20 protein-coding genes are annotated in these 20,368 nt (G+C 51.0%); 14 read left to right on the forward strand and 6 right to left on the reverse strand.

Features of this window, described 5'->3' with window-relative positions; all coding sequences use genetic code 11:
* Positions 1–34 precede the first annotated feature (34 nt).
* Positions 35–952 carry a LysR family transcriptional regulator gene (locus C1Y41_RS14580; protein ID WP_104085715.1) on the forward strand — a complete coding sequence of 306 codons (918 nt, stop codon included), beginning with the start codon at positions 35–37 and terminating at the stop codon, positions 950–952.
* 93 nt (positions 953–1,045) lie between these two features.
* On the opposite strand, the gene C1Y41_RS14585 is transcribed toward C1Y41_RS14580, so the two are convergent.
* Positions 1,046–2,236, reverse strand: a complete 1,191-nt coding sequence (locus C1Y41_RS14585; protein WP_104085716.1) for an MFS transporter — start codon at positions 2,234–2,236, stop codon at positions 1,046–1,048.
* Positions 2,237–2,322: 86 nt separating this feature from the next.
* Here C1Y41_RS14585 and C1Y41_RS14590 point away from each other — a divergent pair, with 86 nt between their 5' ends.
* From C1Y41_RS14590 to C1Y41_RS14610, 5 genes are all read left to right on the forward strand, one after another.
* Positions 2,323–3,117: a helix-turn-helix domain-containing protein gene (locus C1Y41_RS14590; protein ID WP_104085717.1), complete on the forward strand. Its 795-nt coding sequence runs from the start codon at positions 2,323–2,325 to the stop codon at positions 3,115–3,117.
* 174 nt (positions 3,118–3,291) lie between these two features.
* Positions 3,292–3,597, forward strand: coding sequence for a YciI family protein (locus C1Y41_RS14595; protein ID WP_104085718.1), 306 nt, complete (start codon positions 3,292–3,294; stop codon positions 3,595–3,597).
* Positions 3,598–3,660: 63 nt separating this feature from the next.
* Positions 3,661–4,263, forward strand: a complete 603-nt coding sequence (locus C1Y41_RS14600; protein ID WP_104085719.1) for a tyrosine-type recombinase/integrase — start codon at positions 3,661–3,663, stop codon at positions 4,261–4,263.
* A 364-nt stretch (positions 4,264–4,627) separates the two neighbouring features.
* Positions 4,628–5,602, forward strand: a complete 975-nt coding sequence (locus C1Y41_RS14605) for an alpha/beta hydrolase (protein ID WP_199181700.1) — start codon at positions 4,628–4,630, stop codon at positions 5,600–5,602.
* A 331-nt stretch (positions 5,603–5,933) separates the two neighbouring features.
* Positions 5,934–6,224 (forward strand): hypothetical protein, encoded by a 291-nt coding sequence (locus C1Y41_RS14610; RefSeq protein WP_104085721.1) that lies wholly within the window; start codon positions 5,934–5,936, stop codon positions 6,222–6,224.
* Positions 6,225–6,329: 105 nt separating this feature from the next.
* Here C1Y41_RS14610 and C1Y41_RS14615 read toward each other — a convergent pair whose 3' ends face one another.
* Together C1Y41_RS14615 and C1Y41_RS14620 are read right to left on the reverse strand one after the other, a co-directional pair.
* Positions 6,330–6,767, reverse strand: a complete 438-nt coding sequence (locus C1Y41_RS14615; protein WP_065647619.1) for a VOC family protein — start codon at positions 6,765–6,767, stop codon at positions 6,330–6,332.
* 570 nt (positions 6,768–7,337) lie between these two features.
* The gene (locus C1Y41_RS14620) at positions 7,338–7,895 is read right to left on the reverse strand and encodes a histidine phosphatase family protein (protein ID WP_233207435.1); all 558 of its coding nucleotides are present in this window, start codon (positions 7,893–7,895) and stop codon (positions 7,338–7,340) included.
* A gap of 638 nt (positions 7,896–8,533) precedes the next feature.
* On the opposite strand from C1Y41_RS14620, the gene C1Y41_RS14625 reads away from it, so the two are divergent.
* The 6 genes from C1Y41_RS14625 to C1Y41_RS14650 all read left to right on the forward strand — a co-directional run bounded on the left by C1Y41_RS14625 (position 8,534) and on the right by C1Y41_RS14650 (position 15,502).
* On the forward strand, positions 8,534–9,520 hold the full coding sequence (locus C1Y41_RS14625) for an autoinducer 2 ABC transporter substrate-binding protein (RefSeq protein ID WP_065647618.1): 987 nt from the start codon (positions 8,534–8,536) through the stop codon (positions 9,518–9,520).
* Positions 9,521–9,775: 255 nt separating this feature from the next.
* A complete protein-coding gene (locus C1Y41_RS14630) occupies positions 9,776–11,290 on the forward strand; it encodes a sugar ABC transporter ATP-binding protein (RefSeq protein WP_166714284.1) in 1,515 nt (504 codons plus the stop codon).
* Positions 11,283–12,272 carry an ABC transporter permease gene (locus tag C1Y41_RS14635; RefSeq protein WP_104085723.1) on the forward strand — a complete coding sequence of 330 codons (990 nt, stop codon included), beginning with the start codon at positions 11,283–11,285 and terminating at the stop codon, positions 12,270–12,272. Before C1Y41_RS14630 ends, C1Y41_RS14635 begins: the two co-directional genes overlap by 8 nt.
* Position 12,273: 1 nt before the next feature.
* Entirely contained in the window at positions 12,274–13,227 is a 954-nt protein-coding gene (locus C1Y41_RS14640; protein ID WP_071668180.1) for an ABC transporter permease, read from the forward strand.
* A 29-nt stretch (positions 13,228–13,256) separates the two neighbouring features.
* On the forward strand, positions 13,257–14,897 hold the full coding sequence (locus C1Y41_RS14645; protein ID WP_071668179.1) for an FGGY-family carbohydrate kinase: 1,641 nt from the start codon (positions 13,257–13,259) through the stop codon (positions 14,895–14,897).
* Positions 14,894–15,502, forward strand: coding sequence for an SIS domain-containing protein (locus C1Y41_RS14650; RefSeq protein ID WP_071668178.1), 609 nt, complete (start codon positions 14,894–14,896; stop codon positions 15,500–15,502). The genes C1Y41_RS14645 and C1Y41_RS14650 overlap by 4 nt, the downstream gene beginning before the upstream one ends.
* A 314-nt stretch (positions 15,503–15,816) precedes the next feature.
* On the opposite strand, the gene C1Y41_RS20415 is transcribed toward C1Y41_RS14650, so the two are convergent.
* The 3 genes from C1Y41_RS20415 to C1Y41_RS14665 form a co-directional block, all read right to left on the reverse strand.
* Positions 15,817–15,975, reverse strand: coding sequence for a hypothetical protein (locus C1Y41_RS20415; RefSeq protein ID WP_199181697.1), 159 nt, complete (start codon positions 15,973–15,975; stop codon positions 15,817–15,819).
* 67 nt (positions 15,976–16,042) lie between these two features.
* Complete coding sequence (locus C1Y41_RS14660; protein WP_071668176.1) at positions 16,043–16,621, reverse strand: DUF4142 domain-containing protein; 579 nt, start codon at positions 16,619–16,621, stop codon at positions 16,043–16,045.
* A gap of 429 nt (positions 16,622–17,050) precedes the next feature.
* Positions 17,051–18,145: an NADH:flavin oxidoreductase gene (locus C1Y41_RS14665; RefSeq protein WP_104085724.1), complete on the reverse strand. Its 1,095-nt coding sequence runs from the start codon at positions 18,143–18,145 to the stop codon at positions 17,051–17,053.
* A 102-nt stretch (positions 18,146–18,247) separates the two neighbouring features.
* Here C1Y41_RS14665 and C1Y41_RS14670 point away from each other — a divergent pair, with 102 nt between their 5' ends.
* Both C1Y41_RS14670 and C1Y41_RS14675 read left to right on the forward strand, forming a co-directional pair.
* A complete protein-coding gene (locus tag C1Y41_RS14670) occupies positions 18,248–19,132 on the forward strand; it encodes a LysR family transcriptional regulator (RefSeq protein ID WP_071668195.1) in 885 nt (294 codons plus the stop codon).
* Positions 19,133–19,567: 435 nt separating this feature from the next.
* Entirely contained in the window at positions 19,568–20,368 is an 801-nt protein-coding gene (locus C1Y41_RS14675; RefSeq protein WP_233207436.1) for a sugar phosphate isomerase/epimerase, read from the forward strand.

The raw sequence follows: 20,368 nt of genomic DNA on the forward strand, positions 1-20,368 counted from the left end.
ATAATCAGACTCATATTTATTGCGGAACATAACCATGGACAGGATTCAGGCTATGCAGGTTTTCATGCGGGTTGCTGAAGCCGGAAGTTTTGTGCGCGCGGCAGAAACGCTGTCACTGCCTTCTTCGACTGTTACCAGCACGATCAAAAACCTAGAGAAGTACCTGCAGGTACGTCTGCTGAACCGCACGACAAGACGGGTCAGCCTTACTCCTGAAGGTCTGCAGTATCTGGCGCAATGCCGAGAAATCCTGTCGCTGATTGAACACACTGAATCCAGCCTGACCGACTTCGTACGGCGCCCCCGGGGACGGCTGCGTGTTGATATGCCCGGGGGTATCGCCCATTTTATCGTTATGCCCCGCCTGAAAGATTTTTACCGGCTCTATCCGGAAATTTATCTGATGATTGGGGTCAGCGACCGGCAGGTCGATCTTGTTCAGGAAGGCGTGGATTGCGTTATCAGAACCGGCGAATTAACGGATTCCACGCTGGTTGCGCGTCCGCTTGGCCGGTTTCGCTGGGTGACCTGCGCCTCGCCGGACTATTTAAGGGAATACGGTATTCCTGAGACGCCGGAAGCGTTATCGCAGCACAGAGCGATCCATTATTTTTCCGGTTCGGGAAGACGCACCAATGAACTGCGCTTTACACAAGGCACGGAGGCATTCTCCGTTCAGGTCGGGGGAAATGCGGCCGTTAACGAAACGGGACTTTACATCAGACTGTGTCTGGAGGGCTTTGGGCTGGCGCAGCTTGCTGAAAATGTGATTTCGGCGGACCTGCAGCAAGGCAAACTGACTGAGGTCCTGACGGACTGGCAGCCTCCTTCAGTGCCGGTGACGATGCTCTATCCGCATCAGCGTTTTCTCTCTCCTGCCGTGCGTGCTTTTGCTGACTGGGTCGCCGGGCTTTTTGATGATAGCGCGGCGGAGAATCGGTCTTCCCGGTAAAAGATGGCTCTGATAGCAGGAAGATGCTTCAGCACGATATTTAACCGCACCCACAGCAGAGGAGCCTGTTGTCCCCCTGCTGTGTCAGCAACTTCAGCCCGACTGCTGCGCAGGCTCCAGGTGCGCATTTCGTCCGGCAGCCATTCCGGTGCAGGCACCTGCGACCGCGATTGCTGCGGTCATCAGTAACGGTACCGTCCAGCCTCCGGACAGCTCCTGTACTTTACCCAGCAACAGTGGCCCCATTGCCGCCATCAGATAACCGACACTCTGTGCCATGCCTGACAGCGCGGCAGCATCACCGGCGTTTTTGGTACGCAGCCCGATGAAGGTCAGACCCAGCATCATGCTGGCGCCAGAGCCAAAGCCGAGAAGCGCCGCCCACAGCATCGCCAGACTCGGCAAATACAGGATGCCGATACAGGACACTGCGGTTACCAGGCTGACGCCAGCAGCAGCTAATTTCTGATCGTTAAGACAGCGCAGCGTGGCGGCCAGAATCAGGCCGGGAATGGCGGTGGTCAGCTGAAGGATGCCGTGTACCTCACCAGCCTGAGCTGAGGAGAGTCCACTGTCCGTAAGAATGGCTGGCAGCCAGCCGACCGCAACATAAAACGGCATCGCATTCAGGCCCATAAACAGGGTGACCTGCCAGGCCAGAGGCGAGCGCCAGACCGCGACGGTCGCCGCTTTTTTCTCCCCCACAGCTGGAAGCTGATGCTTTTCCTTCAACTGGGGCAACCATAAAAGCAGCGCCAGCAGAGGCGCAATCACCAGCATGGCTAACGCGATGTTCCAGCCCCAGCTCTGCGTCAGAGGAATGACAATGGCTGAACCAATAGCACCAGCCGCGCCCATGGTGATGGAATATGCACCCGTCACGGAAGCCACTTTGCCGGAAAAGTCACGCTTTATAAGGCCAGGCAGAAGGACATTACCTAGGGCAATCCCGATACCTATCAATAGGGTTCCGCCATAAAGCGCCCAGACACTGCCTGTGGATCGAAGCAGAATGCCGGCTGAAATCACGGCGAGTGCACCAAAAAGGGTGCGTTCCAGACCGTACTTCCTGGAGATGGAGGCGCTCAGGGGTGAAAAGGCGGCAAAGGCCAGTAAAGGCAGTGAGTTAAGTAACCCAGCGGCAGTAATACTTAGCCCAAAATCTTGGCGGATGGACTCTAAAACGGGTGCAATAGCGGTAAAAGGAACACGCAGGTTAATAGCGATAAAGAGGATGCCGGTCACAAGTATGACTGAAGACCCCTTGTTCGTAGTGTGGGACATAAACTGTGCTTTCTCTGAAAAAAGAAAGACTCTAAAGTACGCATGAGTCACAGAATACAGATAACCTGACAACATATAACTAAATCATGCCAGCTCATAAGAAACCGGTGACCTCGCCGGAAGAATTTACAGCCGATGCATTCAGTCAGGCTGCTATCGCCCTGCATGTATCTTCGTCTGGCGAGTATGCCGGGCAGGGTCCGCACGCCCATCGTAAAGGCCAGCTTATTCTCTCTTTGCGCGGTGCAGTAAGCTGTGAGGTTAAAGACGCGCTGTGGCTTGTTCCACCGGGACATGCTGTCTGGGTACCGGGTGAAATCCCTCACAGCTGCCGGGTCACAAAGAATGCAGAGACCTGCTTTCTGTTTATCGAACCCGGCGCGGCAGCGATGCCGGAAACCTGCTGTACCCTGGCGATTAGTCCTCTGGTCCGCGAGCTTGTTCTGTATCTGGCAGAGCAGGAACATGCTTATTCGCCTGACAGTAAAACCGCGAGGCTGGCAGCGGTGCTGCTGGAACATATACCGGACGTGCCGGTTAAAGCGCTCCACCTGCCTGTATCCGGCCATCCTAAAATCAGAGCTATGGCTGAGAGACTTTTTAAGGATCCTGATGACCGGAGGACGTTAAAAGAGTGGGCTGTACACCTGGCAACCAGCGAGCGATCGCTGGCCAGGCTGATAAAAAATGCCACAGGACTGAGCTTTGGTCGCTGGCGTCAGCAACTGCATTTAATGGTTGCCCTGAACCATCTGGCTGAAGGGCTGTCTGTGCAGCGCGTAGCCGGTATGCTGGGTTATGATTCGGTTAGTGCGTTTATCACCATGTTCAGAAAAGCGCTGGGGAAGTCACCGACTCAATATTTTTCATCTCTAAACTAATCCAAAACGACACCAACCGGAATTTTATAAACAACGCCAACGTCCGCTTCTCGCTCTTACCGGACGTTCATCTGATTCCGCCCACTTTGTGCCAAAAACGGACGTCAACGCTTGATAAAAAGTCATCTTCAGTGCTTATTAATTTTCAGGAATCGCCATCCAGAATGCTGAAAAATGGGAGAAGGAATGCTTTTCGCAATAAGGTTTACGGATCACCCAAGTGAATACAATGTCAGAAAACAATATCTCAATCCTCATTTGGACTGGTTAAAGCAAAAACGAGGTGTGGTTCTTGCTGCTGGTTCATTACGTGAAAAACATAACGATCAACCTGTCGGAGCTCTATGGGTTGTGAAGGCTGACCATGAAGAAGAAGCCTTATCCATATTTTCCGATGATCCTTTTTGGATCCATGATTTACGAGCATCGGTTGAGGTTTTATCGTGGAACCTCGCTTTTGAGGACATGCTTAACGGTTAATGTCTGCTTTTCGCTCATATGGGACAACCATAATCACATCTCCTAACCCTAAGGAGATTGAGCATGACAACATCCCCCTGGAACAAGGGCCGTATTATTGGCCAGAAACGGCCTCTTCAGATCTCTCATATCTGGGGAATCCGTATCAGACTTGAGCTGGAAGGAAAAGTACGCGATTTAGCTCTGTTTAACATGGCTCTGGACAGTAAACTTCGGGGCTGTGATCTGGTTAAGCTAAAAGTTTCTGATGTGGCCTATGGGCACTCTGTCTCGGGCAGAGCGACAGTGCTGCAGCAAAAAACGGGAAGCCCCGTTCAGTTTGAACTGACTAAGGGAACCAGAGAGGCTGTGGCAGCGTGGATCAAAATGGCTCATCTACGTAGTAGCGACTATCTGTTCCAGTCCCACGTCGATTCTTCACGACATATCTCAACCAGGCAATATAACCGTATTTTTCATGGATGGATTGATAAGCTGAGTCTCGACGAGACTCTGTACAGTACGCATTCTATGCGAAGAACCAAGCCATATCTGATCTATAAAAAAACGAAGAATCTTCGAGTGATCCAGCTACTGTTAGGTCACAAAAACCTCGAAAGTACAGTCCATTATCTCGGTATTGAAGTGGATGATGCTCTGGAGATAGCTGAGTCTATTGAAGTTTAATTTGTGAGGGCTGCAACAGCAGCCCTGTGCCAGAAGCGGACGTTGACAGCCCGGCACTGCAGTGGCTGCCCTGAAGCTGGACGCAAGTGATTCTTCAGTTTCAGGCCTGACTAAATTTGGCTCCGCAATCCAAAATATATAAAATATTTTCATTTAATTTGTGACGTTCATCCTCTCCATGTTTTCATACCCTCAACAAAAAAACACCTTAAAATCAGGCTCCGTTTAGCATTTAAACTATAATCAGGTTTCATCATCTGGATTCGTACGGATGCTTTTTCACTGACCTGATACAGTTAATGGTTAAGGATATATCATGAATAAAGTGACCTTTGCCCTGATTAGCAGCAGTATTTTTCTGGCGATGAGTGCGGCCGGTGCGGCCTCAAACGATGTTCATCTGGAGCATCACACGCAGTCTTTCGTTGACCAGCTGAACAGCGGTAACGGAAAACCCATCGAGAATCTTTCACCGGAGGAAGCCCGCAAAGTACTGTCCGGGGCGCAGTCTTCAGTTAAGGTAGATCTTTCCGGCGTGGCAACCTCCAGTAAAACCATTCAGGTAGATGGCAAGCCTGTGGAGCTGACCATCGTCAGGCCTGAAAATGCCTCAGGAAAGCTGCCGGCCTTTATGTTTTTCCACGGAGGAGGATGGGTTCTGGGAGATTTCCCGACGCATCAGCGCATGGTCCGGGACCTGGTCCTTGCGTCCGGTGCGGTTGCCGTCTTTGTAAACTATACCCCCAGCCCGGAAGCACACTATCCGGTTGCCATAAACCAGGCCTACGGTGCCACAAAGTGGGTCGCTGAACATGGCGATGAAATCAGTGTCGACGGTAAGCGCCTCGCGGTCGCGGGAAACAGCGTTGGCGGAAACATGGCGGCAGTGGTAAGCCTGATGGCAAAAGAAAAACACGGACCTGACCTGCGTTACCAGGTGTTGTTCTGGCCGGTAACCGATGCCAAATTTGACACAGCCTCCTACGAAAAATATGCGACAAAGCGCTTCCTGACCCGGAATATGATGAAGTGGTTCTGGGATAATTACACAACCAGCGATGCGCAGCGCAATGAAATATACGCTTCACCGCTCCGTGCTTCAGAAACTCAACTGAAAGGCCTCCCGCCAGCGCTTGTACAGACGGCAGAGAATGATGTGCTGCGGGATGAAGGTGAAGCTTACGCCCGTAAGCTTAACGCAGCCGGCGTGGACGTGGTTCAGGTGCGTTATAACGGCATGATACATGATTACGGACTGCTGAATGCTCTCGCCGAAGTTCCTGAAGTTCAGGCCTCACTGACTCAGGCGGGTAGTCTGCTTCGCGAGCATCTGAAATAGTTTTAGCGGGCTGCTCAGAATGCTGACCAGCCCGGTTTTACTCTTCCTGAACCCTTCTTCATGCCGTAGATCAGTGCGATTATGGCAATCACAGATATAACACCAAATCAGACATTTCATCCCGAAAGACTATTACGCCGGAAAATAACGTCTGCTTTTCGCTCTTTGCGGACGTTAAGGTACGCAGCGGGCTGAGTTCTCCCGGAGTTGATCGGGACGGGGCTCAGAACAGTAAGCGCATTTGCTTAGGACATATCTCAATTGCCCGTTATTTGTTCAGAAACACCTATAATTTAAGTTATCTTAAATTATACATCTGTCAGGTATCGCTATGGCCAGTTATACAGTCCGGATTGAGCTAAAGGAGCAGACCGAAAAAGCGCACATTGAGCTGATGTTTGCCATGCTTGAGAACGGTTTTTCACGAAGCGTCGTCTGCAGGCGGGGGTTCACGTATGCCCTGCCGACGGACGAGTTCGTCTACGTGGGTTCTGAAAAGATTACGGATTTAATGAGCCGGGTATGCACCCTGCTGAGCAGCTTCAGTGAGGCGCCCGTCGTGCTGATAACCGGTGCCGGAGAGCGGTGCTGGTCAGGACTGCGTGTGATTGACCTTGAATAGTCCAGCCCTGTTCAGCAGCTCCGGCCGTCGCGCTGCAGAATGATGCCTGGCCCGGCGACCGCCTGCATGTGCGTCATACCAGTACGCGGTGACACGATGTGGACTTTATTGACCCTGCTCCATCAACTCTAGTGTCTGTCCATCGGGGCTTTGTAAATAGATTACTCTGGTTCCCTGCATGGGGCCTGATAAGATTGTCTGAGGTTTACCTGGTGTCTTCCAGCCATACTCAGATGCTTTACTCAAGAGCGTATCAATATCCTCAACTATAAATGCAAGGTGAGCATAGCCAGGGATATAAGGTACTGAAGGTTCTTCTGGCTGTTTGATGTTATCGTATTGCAGTAATTCAATTTTGATGCCAGCCAGTTCAAGCAACGCCATTCGCACATCAGCGCCCCTTGCGCCTGTCACTTCATCAATGATAGGCCCAGACATTTTTCCTTCGCGTAATAACTTTCCGCCAAGAATATCAGTCCAGAAAAATAATGACTCTTCAATGCTTCTGACTGAAAATCCGACGTGATCTGCTTTTTTTATCATACAATTACCTGCTGTGCGCGACTGCATCGTAAACCATTATCAATTATAGAAAACCTGAATGTTCGCTGTGAGCAAACATATCTGAATGGCTTAATTGAACATACTACTGTCCGGACCCGGGTACTGCTGTTGCAGTCAGAAAAGATTCTATTCCTGTATGCTTAGACACCCTGGACGACGTGCTCCGGAGAACAGAAAAACCGTTGAGCTGATTTCTATGTCAGAACTACGCGGTCACGGCCCGGCGTTGGGTAGAGCAGCTCTCACCGGTCCGGCCGTAAAAATGACGATGCAGGTTATCTTTGTGGTTGCGGATTCTGAGCGTGCATATGCAGGTATAGCGCGTGCTAAGGCATCAGGAAGGTGATCCTGACGTAGAGAGCATATGTGTTTCTTAACATTCAGAAGGGGCAGAAAGCATACATGTCCCCAGACAAGCAGCACAACGACTGATAGTATAATTTTCAATCAAAACGAACCGTAGCGGTTGTATCTGTTTGTTGTGTGCCGGAAACGAAACGACTCATTTCCAATGTCTGAACAGGCCAGATATGCCCTTTCCATATTTACTTACTGAAGCCTGTAGCTACTTGCGTTCCAGTAACCACTACCCTGACAACGATATTCTTTAAAACCCAATGACCTCAGTTCCCTTGCAATTAGCCGATTCATTACTCCATGTCCCATAAGCAGCACGGGACCGTCAGATCTTTTTGCAAACGCTGCAAGGATACCCGCAGCCTGAATAGCACGTTTCTTTGCTGTTCCGACGCGCTCTACGTCACGGGATATGCCGCATAACCACATGACGCGGAAAAAAACAGCCCATACGGTCGGTGATAGCCTGAAACCGGGCATAGGAAATACCGGCAGATCTGCTTCCCTGAAAACCTCATCAATGACATCCGGTTCAAGGTCTAATGCTTTCAGGGAAGAAAGTGCTCTGGGAAGAGGGATACTGAGGATTTGCGATGCGCTGAACGCCAATGATTCACTGGACTCAGGCGGTATATCTTCTCCTGTATCAGAACGATCATAATCTGCAATCCAGTTGGACATTTCACGGCTCGTTACTTTCGCAGAGCCTGTAAAAGCGGGCTTTCCATGACGCATTAAAATAATTTCCATACAACGCTTCTTGCTTATGGTCCTTCCAGGCGGTCAGACTAACGCGATAAACATATGACGCACCACTACTTTGTCCAGGATTGATACTGATCGATGAGATGATATGATATGTCAGGTGATAATCACTGTATGAAAAAGTAAATACCTTAATACACACCTCACACCGTCATGATGTCCGCTTCTCGCCCATAGCGGACATCAGCCCGATGTCAGTCCGCTTAGCGCCACAACCGGACGGTTTACGTCGCTTCCCGGTTTGCCGCAAGGCGAAACCGGGGTCTGCCCGCTGCCTTCGTGACCCTGTTCACACTCTGTTCAAATAAAAAGCATAGCCGCTACCAGAATGATGATAAAAACACCGCCGATGGTCCGTTAAGTTAATTTATTGTTAATATATTGATTAATTTATGTTAATAAAATGCAGGTTTTCGGCCCCGTAGAATAGCAACCCGACTCAAAACGGATTTTTATAACTTATTTTTTACATAAAAAACCATTAAATTTAACAAATGTGGGCATTGCTCACATTTCGCTCAAGGGCGAGCGAAAAGCGATACCCCCTTACGTTAATCTCAGAACGTGGATGTGAAAGCTGTCGCCTGTCCCCTTTATCAGAACCTCATAAGAAAGGTACCGAAATGAAATTTAACCTCGCATTAGTCAGTGCATGTGTGGTTTCAGCATGCATGTTATTTACAACACCTTCATTTGCTGCCAAACCTTACGATATCGCCGTCGTTGCCAAAGTTACGGGCATTCCCTGGTTTACCCGTATGGAGGTCGGCGTAAAAGAAGCCGCGCAGAAACTGGATGTCAACGCATACCAGGTCGGTGCGTCTACCCCGGATCCGGCCCAGCAGGTCAAAGTTATTGAAGATTTGATCGCTAAAAAAGTTAACGCAATCATTGTGGTACCCAATGACGCTAAAGTGCTGGAACCGGTGCTGAAAAAAGCCCGCGATCAGGGCATCGTGGTATTAACGCATGAATCGCCGGATCAGCAAATTGGCCAGTGGGATGTCGAAACCATCGACAGCCAGAAATATGCTCAGGCCAACATGGATGAGCTGGCAAAAGATATGGGTGGCAAAGGGGGTTACGCCATTTATGTCGGCTCTCTGACCGTGCCATTGCACAATGCGTGGGCGGATGCTGCGATTAAATATCAGAAAGAGAAGTATCCGGACATGCATGAAGTGACTTCACGTCTGCCGGTGGCCGAAAATATTGATAAGTCATACTCCACCACGCTGGATTTAATGAAAACCTACCCTGACCTGAAGGGGATTATCGGTTTCGGCTCGCTCGGTCCTATCGGTGCCGGTCAGGCTGTTCAGCAGAAACGTGCAAAAAACAAAATTGCAGTTGTCGGTATCGCTATGCCAGGCCAGGCGGCTCCTTACCTGATGCGCGGTGATATTAAGAAAGTTCTGCTGTGGGATCCGAAAGATGCCGGTTACGCCCTGGTGACAGTTGCCGATCAGCTGCTTCAGGGTAAAGAGGTGACTAAAGAGCTGAGTATTGAAAAATTGGGCAAAGCCGATGTAGATATGGACAAAAAAGTGATCCGCTTTAATAAAATTCTTGAAGTCACACCAGAGAATGCGAAATCACTTGGCTTCTGATGGGCCATTTTAATTATTTTATTTTCCGGAGATATATTATCTCCCGCGCTACACCAGGCAAATAGAAACAGATACGGCGTTGTATGCTGTGCTGTATCTGAATTTCTACTGAGAGATTGAAAACCTATATCCTGTATAACCCGGATTGGGTGTGCATTAATTCCTGCGATCACATCCGTCAGTGATCCGCAGGAGTAAGTGCAGCCAAAGCCCCAGCCCGAATATAACCGGTATGCTTAAGGACCTGTGATGGATATGCTCAACGCGCCCCCTGCCCCTGCTGAAGCCTTTATCAGCCTTGAGAAGATCAGTAAAAAATTCCCCGGCGTATTAGCACTGGATAATGTCAGCCTGACGCTTAATAAAGGCGAAGTACATTGTCTGGCCGGTCAGAATGGCTGTGGTAAAAGCACGATAATTAAAGTTATTTCCGGCGTCTATCAGCCGGAAAAAGGTGCGACGATTACGCTGGACGGAAAACTATTTCATACCCTGACGCCGCAGCTCTCTTCCTGGTACGGTATTCAGGTTATTTATCAGGATCTGTCCCTCTTTCCAAATTTATCGGTAGCCGAAAATATTGCTATTAACCGTTATCTCCCGGGCGGTGATTTTTGGGTACATCGTGAGTCAATGCGCAAAAAGGCTGTGGCGGCGATGCAACGGGTCGGCGTTTCTCTGGATCCGGATCGTAAAGTAGAAAAGCTTTCAATCGCCGACCGCCAGTTAGTGGCAATATGCCGCGCCATCGCCGCTGATGCCACGCTGGTGATCATGGATGAACCCACGGCCTCACTGACCCGAACCGAGGTCAATGGCCTGCTGCGGGTAGTAAGTGAGCTGAAAGCCGCCGGTATCTGCGTGGTGTTTGTCAGCCACCGTCTGGATGAAGTAATGGAAGTGGCTGACCGTATCAGCGTGATGCGCGACGGCAAACTGGTCGGCACCTGGCCGGCGAGCGAACTCGACAGCAACGAGCTGGCGTTCCTGATGACCGGTCAGCGCTTTACCTACAGCCACCTGCCGCACCGGGCACCTGCCGAAGTTACGCCGTTACTGGAGATCAGCCATCTGAGCCGCAAGGGTCAGTATCATGATATCTCGCTGTCGCTGCACCAGGGCGAGATCGCATCGATTGTTGGTCTGCTCGGTTCAGGGCGTACGGAACTCTGCCTGAGTCTGTTTGGCATGAGTCAACCAGACAGCGGCGAGATCCGCATCAACGGTAATACGGTGAAATTCCACTCTAACCGCGATGCTATCCGGCACGGTATTGCCTATGTGTCAGAAGACCGTTTGACGCAGGGGCTGATAATGGAGCAATCCATTTACGATAACACGCTGGTATCCATTTTCGACAAGCTGCATACCCGCGCAGGATTGATGGATCATCACAAAGCCGCCCTGGTAGTAAAAGAGCTGATCCGCGATCTGAACATTAAAGTTTCGGACAGCAGTTTACCCGTGAAGACGCTTTCCGGCGGTAATGCACAGCGTATCGCCATCGCCAAATGGGTGGCGACGCAGCCACGTATCCTGATCCTCGATTCGCCGACGGTCGGTGTGGATATTGCCAACAAAGAGGGAATTTACCGCATCGCACGCGATCTGGCGGAGTCCGGCATGGCGGTGCTGATGATTTGCGATGAGATCCCGGAAGCGTATTACAACAGCCATCGCGTGCTGGTAATGCGCAAAGGTAAACTGGTAGCGGAATTTGCGCCGCATCAGAGCAGCGAAGCGCAGATTGCGGAGGTGATTAATGGGTAATAAATCGCTCTCAAAACTGTTTTCACAGCACGAATTCTGGCTGGGATTACTGGTTCTGCTGTTGGTGATTGGTCTGAGCGTCCGCACCAGCGAATTTATGACGCTGGGTAACCTGACGGACGTCGCCACCAGCTACGCCATTCTCGGCATTCTGGCCTGCGGTCTGTTTGTGGTGCTGATCGCCGGAGGTATCGACATCTCCTTCCCGGCCGTAACCTCCATCGGCCAATACGTTATGGCGAGTTACATCATCCATCACGGTGGCAGCTTCCCACTGGCATTTGCTCTGTCGATGGGTACCGGTTTGCTACTTGGGCTGGTCAACGGTTTTCTGGTTTACTGGCTGCGCGTGCCGGCCATCATCATCACCATCGCCACACTGAACCTGTTCTACGGTTTGCTGGTGTATCTCACTAACGGCACCTGGCTGTACGGTTTCCCCGACTGGTTTATGAACGGCATTAACTGGTTCTCCTTCACCGCCGCCGACGGCTACGACTATGGCCTCACTCTGCCGCTTCTCAGCCTGCTGGGGGTGATCATCGCCACCGGGGTACTGATGAACCGGACCCGCGTGGGTCGCCAGATTTACGCTATGGGCAGCAATCGTGATGCTGCTTCGCGTCTTGGTCTGAATATTTTGCGGCTGCATTTCTACGTCTACGGTTTTATGGGTTTGCTGGCGGGAATTGCTGCCGTGGTGCAGGCGCAAATCACTCAGTCAGTCGCGCCTAACTCCCTGCTCGGTTATGAGCTGACGGTCCTTGCCGCTGTAGTTTTAGGCGGTACCAGCATGACCGGCGGGCGTGGTTCGCTGACCGGCACCATTCTGGGCGTGATGCTGCTGGCCTTCCTGCAGAATGGTTTGACCTTACTCAGCATTTCAGCTTACTGGCATCAGGTATTCAGCGGCGCAATCATTCTGGTCAGCATCAGCAGCACCGCGTGGAATGAAAAACGCAAACTGGCAAAGGGAATGTGACATGACAACCATAAACCGACTCTTCCCCGGCGACCGCATCATTCGTTTGCAGTTACTGATTATCGTAGCCGTTGCCGTACTGTTTTCGTTCACGCTGGGCGGCAGCTTCTACAGCGTCGGCAATTTCCAGTCAATCGCTTCACAGTTACCGATTCTGGGCATGCTGGCGCTGGGGATGGGCATTACCATGCTTACCGGCGGTATCAACCTTTCGATCATTGCCGGTGCCAATGCCTGTTCGCTGGTGATGGCGGCCATTCTGGTGGCCCACCCTGACCAGCCGCACTATTTCGCACTGGCGATGCTCGCCGGACTGGCCGTAGCGGTAGTCATTGGCGTGCTCAATGGTGCGCTAATCGCATATATCGGCGTTTCGCCGATTCTGGCGACGCTCGGTACTATGACACTTATCGCCGGGCTGAATATTCTGCTGACCAACGGCACAGTGCTTTCCGGTTTTCCAGCGGCCATTCAGTATCTCAGTAACGGTAGCCTGATGGGCATTCCGGTTGCGCTGCTGTTATTCCTGCTGGTAGCACTGCTGCTGTGGGTCCTGCTGGAACATACCACGCTGGGTCGCAGCCTGTATCTGATGGGCTCCAATGAACAGGCTACGCGCTTTAGCGGTGTTAATACGCACAAAGTCACCATCGCAGTGTACGTGCTTTCGGCGCTGCTCGGATGGGGTGCAGCACTGCTGATGATGTCCAAATTTAACTCGGCGAAAGCGGGTTACGGCGATGCCTATTTACTGGTGACCATTCTGGCCTCTGTGCTCGGCGGAATTAACCCTGACGGCGGTTTTGGCCGGGTCCTCGGGCTGGTGCTGGCGCTAATCGTTCTGCAAATGCTGGAGAGCGGCCTGAATCTGATGGGCGTCAGCAGTTACCTGACCATGGCGCTGTGGGGATGCGTTCTGATCCTGTTTATCGCTCTGCAAAACAGAAAATCATAAGCGAAAGCTTTCTAAAAAAAGGAAAGAACATGGCGAGTTATTTTATCGGCGTAGACGTAGGAACCGGCAGCGCCCGCGCAGGGGTTTTCGATATGAGTGGTCGTATGCTCGGTCAGGCCAGCCGTGAGATCACATTATACCGCCCGAAAGCCGATTTTGTTGAGCAATCTTCCGACGAGATCTGGCAGGCCGTTTGTAACGCGGTAAGAGACGTAGTCAGTCAGGCGGATATTAACCCGATTCAGGTGAAAGGCATCGGTTTTGACGCGACCTGCTCGCTGGTGGTGCTGGATAAAGAGGGCAATCCCCTGACTGTCAGCCCATCAGGACGCAGTGAACAAAATATTATTGTATGGATGGATCATCGCGCCATCACTCAGGCAGAACGCATCAATGCCACCGGCCATCGCGTACTGGAGTTTGTCGGCGGGATTATCTCTCCGGAGATGCAGACACCCAAACTGCTCTGGCTAAAACAGCACATGCCGACCACCTGGAGCAACGTCGGACATCTGTTCGACCTGCCTGATTTTCTTACCTGGCGCGCCACGCAGGACCCCACGCGCTCGTTATGTTCCACCGTCTGCAAATGGACATATATCGGTCACGAAGACCGCTGGGATCCCGGCTATTTTCGTCAGATCGGTCTGGACGATTTGCTGGAAAACAACGCATCAAAAATCGGTAGCGAAGTGAAAGCTATGGGTGAGCCGCTGGGGCATGGGCTGACACAGCGCGCTGCCGCAGAGATGGGACTGATAGCGGGTACCGCAGTCAGCGTCTCGATTATTGATGCTCACGCAGGCAGTCTTGGCATTCTTGGCGCCAGTGGTGTATCCGGCGAATCAGCGGATTTTGACAACCGCATCGCACTCATTGGCGGCACATCTACGGCGCATATGGCGATGTCGCGTAGCGCGCGCTATATCGGCGGCATCTGGGGGCCGTATTATTCGGCAATTCTGCCGGATTACTGGTTGAATGAAGGCGGACAATCCACTACCGGCGCGTTGATTGATCATGTGATTCAGTCGCATCCCTGCTATCAGGATCTGCTTAAACAGGGTAAAGACAGCGGTAAAAACATCTATGAGGTTCTCAACGGCATTCTGCGCAGCATGGCGGGCGAATCAGAGAATATTGCGTTTCTGACTAAAGACATTCATATGCTGCCCTATTTTCACGGCAATCGCTCACCGCGCGCCAACCCGACGCTGACTGGCACGCTGACGGGCCTGAAATTATCACGTACGCCGGAAGACATGGCGCTGCATTACCTCGCCACCATTCAGGCGCTGGCGCTTGGCACTCGCCACATTATTGAAACCATGAACCAGAATGGTTACTGCATTGATACTATGATGGCGTGTGGTGGCGGCATCAAAAACCCAATCTTTGTGCAGGAGCATTCCAATGCGACGGGCTGCGCGATGCTGTTGCCGGAAGAGAGTGAAGCGATGCTGCTTGGCAGCGCAATGATGGGCACCGTCGCGGCGGGCGCTTATGAATCGTTGCCAGAAGCGATGGCTGCCATGAGCCGCATTGGTAAGACCATCACGCCACAGACAAACAAAATCAAAGAGTATTACGATCGTAAGTATCGCGTCTTCCATGAGATGTATCACGACAGTATGAAATACCGGCATCTGATGCAGGGGGAAACGCAATGAATGCGGATGAAGAATTTGCCCTGGCGTGTCAGGGCTGGCAGACCTACAGTCAGGAGTTACTGGCGCTGCAGCTTCATCTCAATGCCGCGACTTGGCAGCAGCTGCTGATGCTGATCACCGGCTGCAAGGGAAAAATTGCCGTGACGGGCGTTGGCACCTCGGGCATCGCCGCCCGAAAAATCGCCCACATGCTGGCATGCGTCGAGCAGCCGGCAGTGTATCTCAGCGCTACCGATGCGGCCCATGGCGATCTGGGCTTCATGCGCAGCAACGACCTGATGATCCTGATATCGCGAGGCGGCAACTCTGAAGAACTGACGCGCCTGCTACCGACGCTTAAAACCAAAGGCGTGACGATTATTAGCGTGACGGAGAACCCGGACTCAGCCATTGCCCGCGCCGCCACGCTGGTGGTTAAAACACATATCCAGCGTGAAATCGACCCGCTTAATATGTTAGCCACTACCTCTATTGTGCTGGTGCTGGCGGTGTTTGATGCGCTGTGCGGCAACATTATGCTGCGTAACGGCTTCGATCAGAAGCGGCTGCTGAACGTTCATCCGGGTGGCAATGTTGGTAAAACGTTGCGCGAACAGGATGTGTGAACAGGACGTTAATTGTTTTATCTCATCTGGTCCGTCAGCCATACCCGCCAGTAGATATGCCGCGTGCGAGCGGTTATACCAACGATAAAACCGGGTAATAGCCCGGTTTGTCCCTTTGTCAGCAATCTCGCTTATAGGGTATTACCGGCTGCGCTTTTTATCCGGCATAAACAGCCCAGCAGCGGCAGGAAAGCACACAGGCCATAAACCCACTCAATGCCGTATATATCTGCCATCTTGCCAGGACCGGCGGCGGCGAGCCCGTTGACGCCAAATATGAGCCCGGTGACCCTCCCTGCACGACCCGGGACAATTTACTGAGCGTAAACCACCAGCGCAGAGAAAGCCGATGAGAGAATCAGGCCAATAAAGATGGTGAACACAATAGCCTGCAGGTGAGTGTCAGCATGGGACTGCAGCCAGGCGGATATCAGGCGGCGACTTAACGAATAAGCGCCGCGCCTGCTCTTCATAACTGACACTCATCAGCGCTTTTTTCCGCAACGCCATCAACGCAGGTTGCGGGAGCGCGCAAGATAGTTATTTACCGGCTTGTGACATCTGTTCGGCAGACTTCAGATGCTCTTCAACAACCGGCGTGTGTGCGTCAGCCAGTGCTTTGACATCGGGATCCTTAATCATTTTGGCGTCACTCTGCAGGGTCGACAGCACCATCTTGTGATCTTTCGTGCCGGCGTTAGTCATATACATCTTGTCAAATGCGGCACCGCTCTGTTTTTCCAGCTGAGCGGCCATCGTTTTGTGCTTCGCATCCGGTTCAGTCGGCAGCGTTACGCCTTTTTGCCCGGCGACTGTCTGAACTTTGGTCAGCGCAGCGCTGTGATCGTCTACCATTTTTTGTGCATAGGCCTTCACTTCGCTGCTTTCCGCTTTTGTCAGCGCAATTTTGCCGGCAGCGACTTCATTGATATTGGCCTGCGCCATATCCTTCAGCGCTTTTTCATCGCTGGCGCTCAGTTTGCCGCCCGCTGCGCTCTGGCCTGCAGCACCATCCTGCACGGTGCTGGCTGGCGTCTGAGCATATACGCCAGCTGTGCTGAACATGGCGACAACTGCTGACAGAACCAGTACTGTTTTCAACGTTTTATTCTTATGCATATTGTTCTCCGGAATATCGATGAGGTAGCTGACGTCTGGCCATTAACCGCACGCAGCCATGCAGGGAAATCAGAAGTGCATTAATCAGTATAGACAGTGATAAAGAGAGGGGATTTTACCGCGCTAAATTCCGCGCAATCTATTGGAGACAGGTCACGATAAGATCATTTAAAGCGAGCCGCAAAAAAACCAGCTCGTGTTAAAAATACAATGAAGATATTTTATATTAATCAACTGAACAGGCAGGTTTTATATCAGTCCGGGCCTCCCTGGTAATAAGACCCGGACTTTTCAGACAGAACGTTTACTCATTCAGCAGGGGCAACCTGCTCACGGACGCTTAAAGATGCCATGCATCTCAAAAAAAATAGTTTTCTTTGTTCCGTCATCCACTATTTATCTTCTGATATCACCTGCGCAGATTGAATATCAGATCTGTTCTTTTTCCTTTATGTCCGCAACTGGCGAAAGAATATCCTCAGGCAGACTCTCAAGCGGTAAATTGCTCTCAACTTTGTGAGGCCAGTCAGGATTAGCCAGCGCAGCCTTACCGATAGCAACAAAATCAGCGCCCATACCGAGCAGTTGTTCTGCCAGCTTACCATCATCAAGGCCGCCATTAGCGATAATCACAGTATCCGGAGCCGCTTCCCGCGCAATTTCAACAAGACTTCTCTGACCATCTTCAAACGCAGGCAACCACGATTTGTATTCAGTTATATGAATGTAATCGACGCCGGCTGCGGCAAGCAGAGTAAAAATTGTTCTGGCTCCGCTCTCACCCTCTTTCCATTTATGATGAAAATCATTTACTTTTCCCTGCGAAATTCTGACGCCCAGCACGCTATCCGTACCGATTTCTTTGCGCACCGCGCGGATAACGCTTAGCGTAATAGCCAGACGATTTTCGAGTGTCCCACCCCATTCATCGCTGCGCGCATTGGTATAATCTGTCAGGAACTGGTCAAGCAGATAACCATTAGCCGCATGAATCTCCACTCCATCGAATCCGGCCTTGCTCACGGCCCGCCCGGCGCTATCAGCAAAACTGGTGATAATTGCCTGAATCTGCTGTTCACCCAGTGCCTCAGGTATGCCGTACTCACCAGAACCATGATAGAACTCCAGCTGCTGACCTTTAGGTTTTATGGCTGAAGGCGCCGCGGTACCAGGGCGATAAATATTGTGCTGAGACAGCGCGCCAGCATGGATCAGCTGAGCAATAATGCGCGCACCGGCGTTATGAGAATGCCTGACAATCTGTTTCCAGCCTGATATCTGCTCATCATTAACTATGCCCGGCTGAAACGCATAGGTCTGCGACCATGCCGTATCGATATAGATACCCTCAGTAATCAGGGCGCCAAATCCACCACGCGCAAACCGGGTGTAGTAATTCAGCATCTTTTCTCCCGGCACACCGCTTTCCGAAGCGGAAATACGCGTCATGGGAGCGACCATAATCCGGTTTTTAAATATGACATTTCCAATAGAAGCAGTATCGAACAGTGAAGTATGTGGCATGGAAAATACTCTCAGTTAATTATAATGAATGCCATTATAATAGAGACTGAAGGAGAATATAAACGCGACTTAAAGCATCACTGTATAACGGAATCAGATATAATGAATGTAAAGCATATTGAATTATTCATCGTTCTTGCTGAAACCTGTAACCTGAGCCGGGCTGCGCGAAGACTGGGCATGAGCGCAATGACCGTTTCCCGGCACCTTGCTCAGCTTGAAAAGGATCTGGGCGTACGGCTGTTTCAGCGCACAACCCGTGCTGTGTCGCTAACCAGTGAAGGTGAAGAGTTTCTTCCCTACGCCAGAACTATCACCGAGGCGGAACAAAGCGCCCGGGTCATGTTCAATAATGAAATTGCCGGGGCATCAGGCTTGCTAAAGATGTCGGCTCCGTCAGGTATTGGCCGGCGCAACATTCTGCCCCTGCTTCCGGAATTGATGAAAAAAAATCCAAAATTGAAAATCGATCTCAACCTTAGCGATGACGTGGTTGATATTGTAGGGCAAGGTTATGACGTAGCGATAAGAGTGGCACCACTCAAAGATTCCAATCTGATTGCACATAAACTCAGTAATAACCCGCGTATCCTTTGTGCATCACCAGAATATATTTCGCAATATGGCCAGCCTGTAATTCTGGCAGACCTTTCTGATCACTGGTGTCTCAAAACGGCAATGGTGGCGCAATGGACGTTTATACAGAATACCGCAACCATAAATTATGTTTTTGACCCACGATTCACCTGTAATAGCGTTGAGGGTGTACGATCAATGTGTAAAGCAGGGGCCGGAATTGCTCAGCTGACAAAAGTTGATGTTGAGCAGGAGCTGGCGAAAGGCGAGCTTATCGAAATACCGCTGAAAGATGCAGAGCCACACATGCTGGCAATTTGGGCACTATTGCCAACTAAACGCTATCTTCCCTGCCGCGTAACTCTTTTTCTTGAAGCATTAAAAGTTTCACTGAGCGGGTTATCATCCTGAAGCTAACAGGATTAGCGGCGAAAGAGTGCCTGAAGGTAAAATAGAGCCTGTTATACAGGTGTACAGCGGCACACTATCGAACTATTTCTGAGCAGGCAGACGCAATGCTCTGCCAGATAACCAGGCCCCGAAAGGCCTGTTCAGATTCTGTGGATTCAGGAACATGGATGGAAGGCCTGCCATTCTCCGAAAAATCTGGATAAAAACGATGTGATGACGCGCAATTTTAAATACCGGAAAATCACGCTGCCGCAAATTTCCAGGAGCACCCTGCTTTAGAGATATGAGTTCAGTCACAAATTTTTGTATCCGTTGCGCATTCTAAAAGTAATCGATTACTTTTTGCGTTACTTTTGTAATCGATTACTTTTTGGAAACGGGAAAATTATGCTTCGTCACTTAGTCTTTAGCACCTGCCTTCTGGCTTCAACAGCAATGACTTCCACTGCTGCTTTGGCAGTGAATGTGGATGACAGTATCGCTCTGCAGATGTATACCCTGCGCAATGCCGGTCCGGCAGAAAAACAATTTGCCATGGCGCATGATGCCGGGTTTAAGCACGTAGAAATAGTCGGAACGCACGACCTCAGCGCTAAACAGTTAAGCTCCCTGCTGAAAAAGAACGATCTTACCGTTACCTCAGCGCACGTGCAGCTTTCAGCACTGGAAACAAATTACGCCGAAACGGTCGCCTTTAATAAATCAGTTGGCAATAGCACTATCGTTGTCCCATGGATTGAGCCGCAGGATCGTCCTGACAGTTCTCAGGGCTGGATCGACTTTGCCAGACGTCTGGATGCGATGGGAGCAAAACTGCGCCATGATCGCCTGCAACTTGCTTACCACAATCATAACTTTGAAATGAAAAAATATGGGGGTGTAACGGCACTGGAAATTATCCTGAATCACTCTTCACCGGATAATCTCAAACTTGAGATGGACGCAGCCTGGGTATCGCGCGGTGGTCAGGATCCGCTTCGTTTTCTCAACGCCTATCCGGGACGGGTTTATGCCATTCACGCTAAAGACAATGCCTCAATCGGCATCCGGGACGATGAAATGAACTTTGCGCCCTTGGGTGAGGGATTACTGGACTGGTCAGCCATTCTGCCTGCAGCCAAAAACAGCGGCGTAAAGTGGTTTATCATTGAGCATGACAAACCAAAAGACGCGTGGAGCATTATCAGCACGTCACTGCGTAACCTCCGGGCCGCACTGCAAAAACAGCCGCATTAA

Origin of the sequence: Pantoea sp. ICBG 1758, from assembly GCF_002928325.1 — a bacterium.
GTDB lineage: Bacteria > Pseudomonadota > Gammaproteobacteria > Enterobacterales > Enterobacteriaceae > Pantoea > Pantoea eucrina.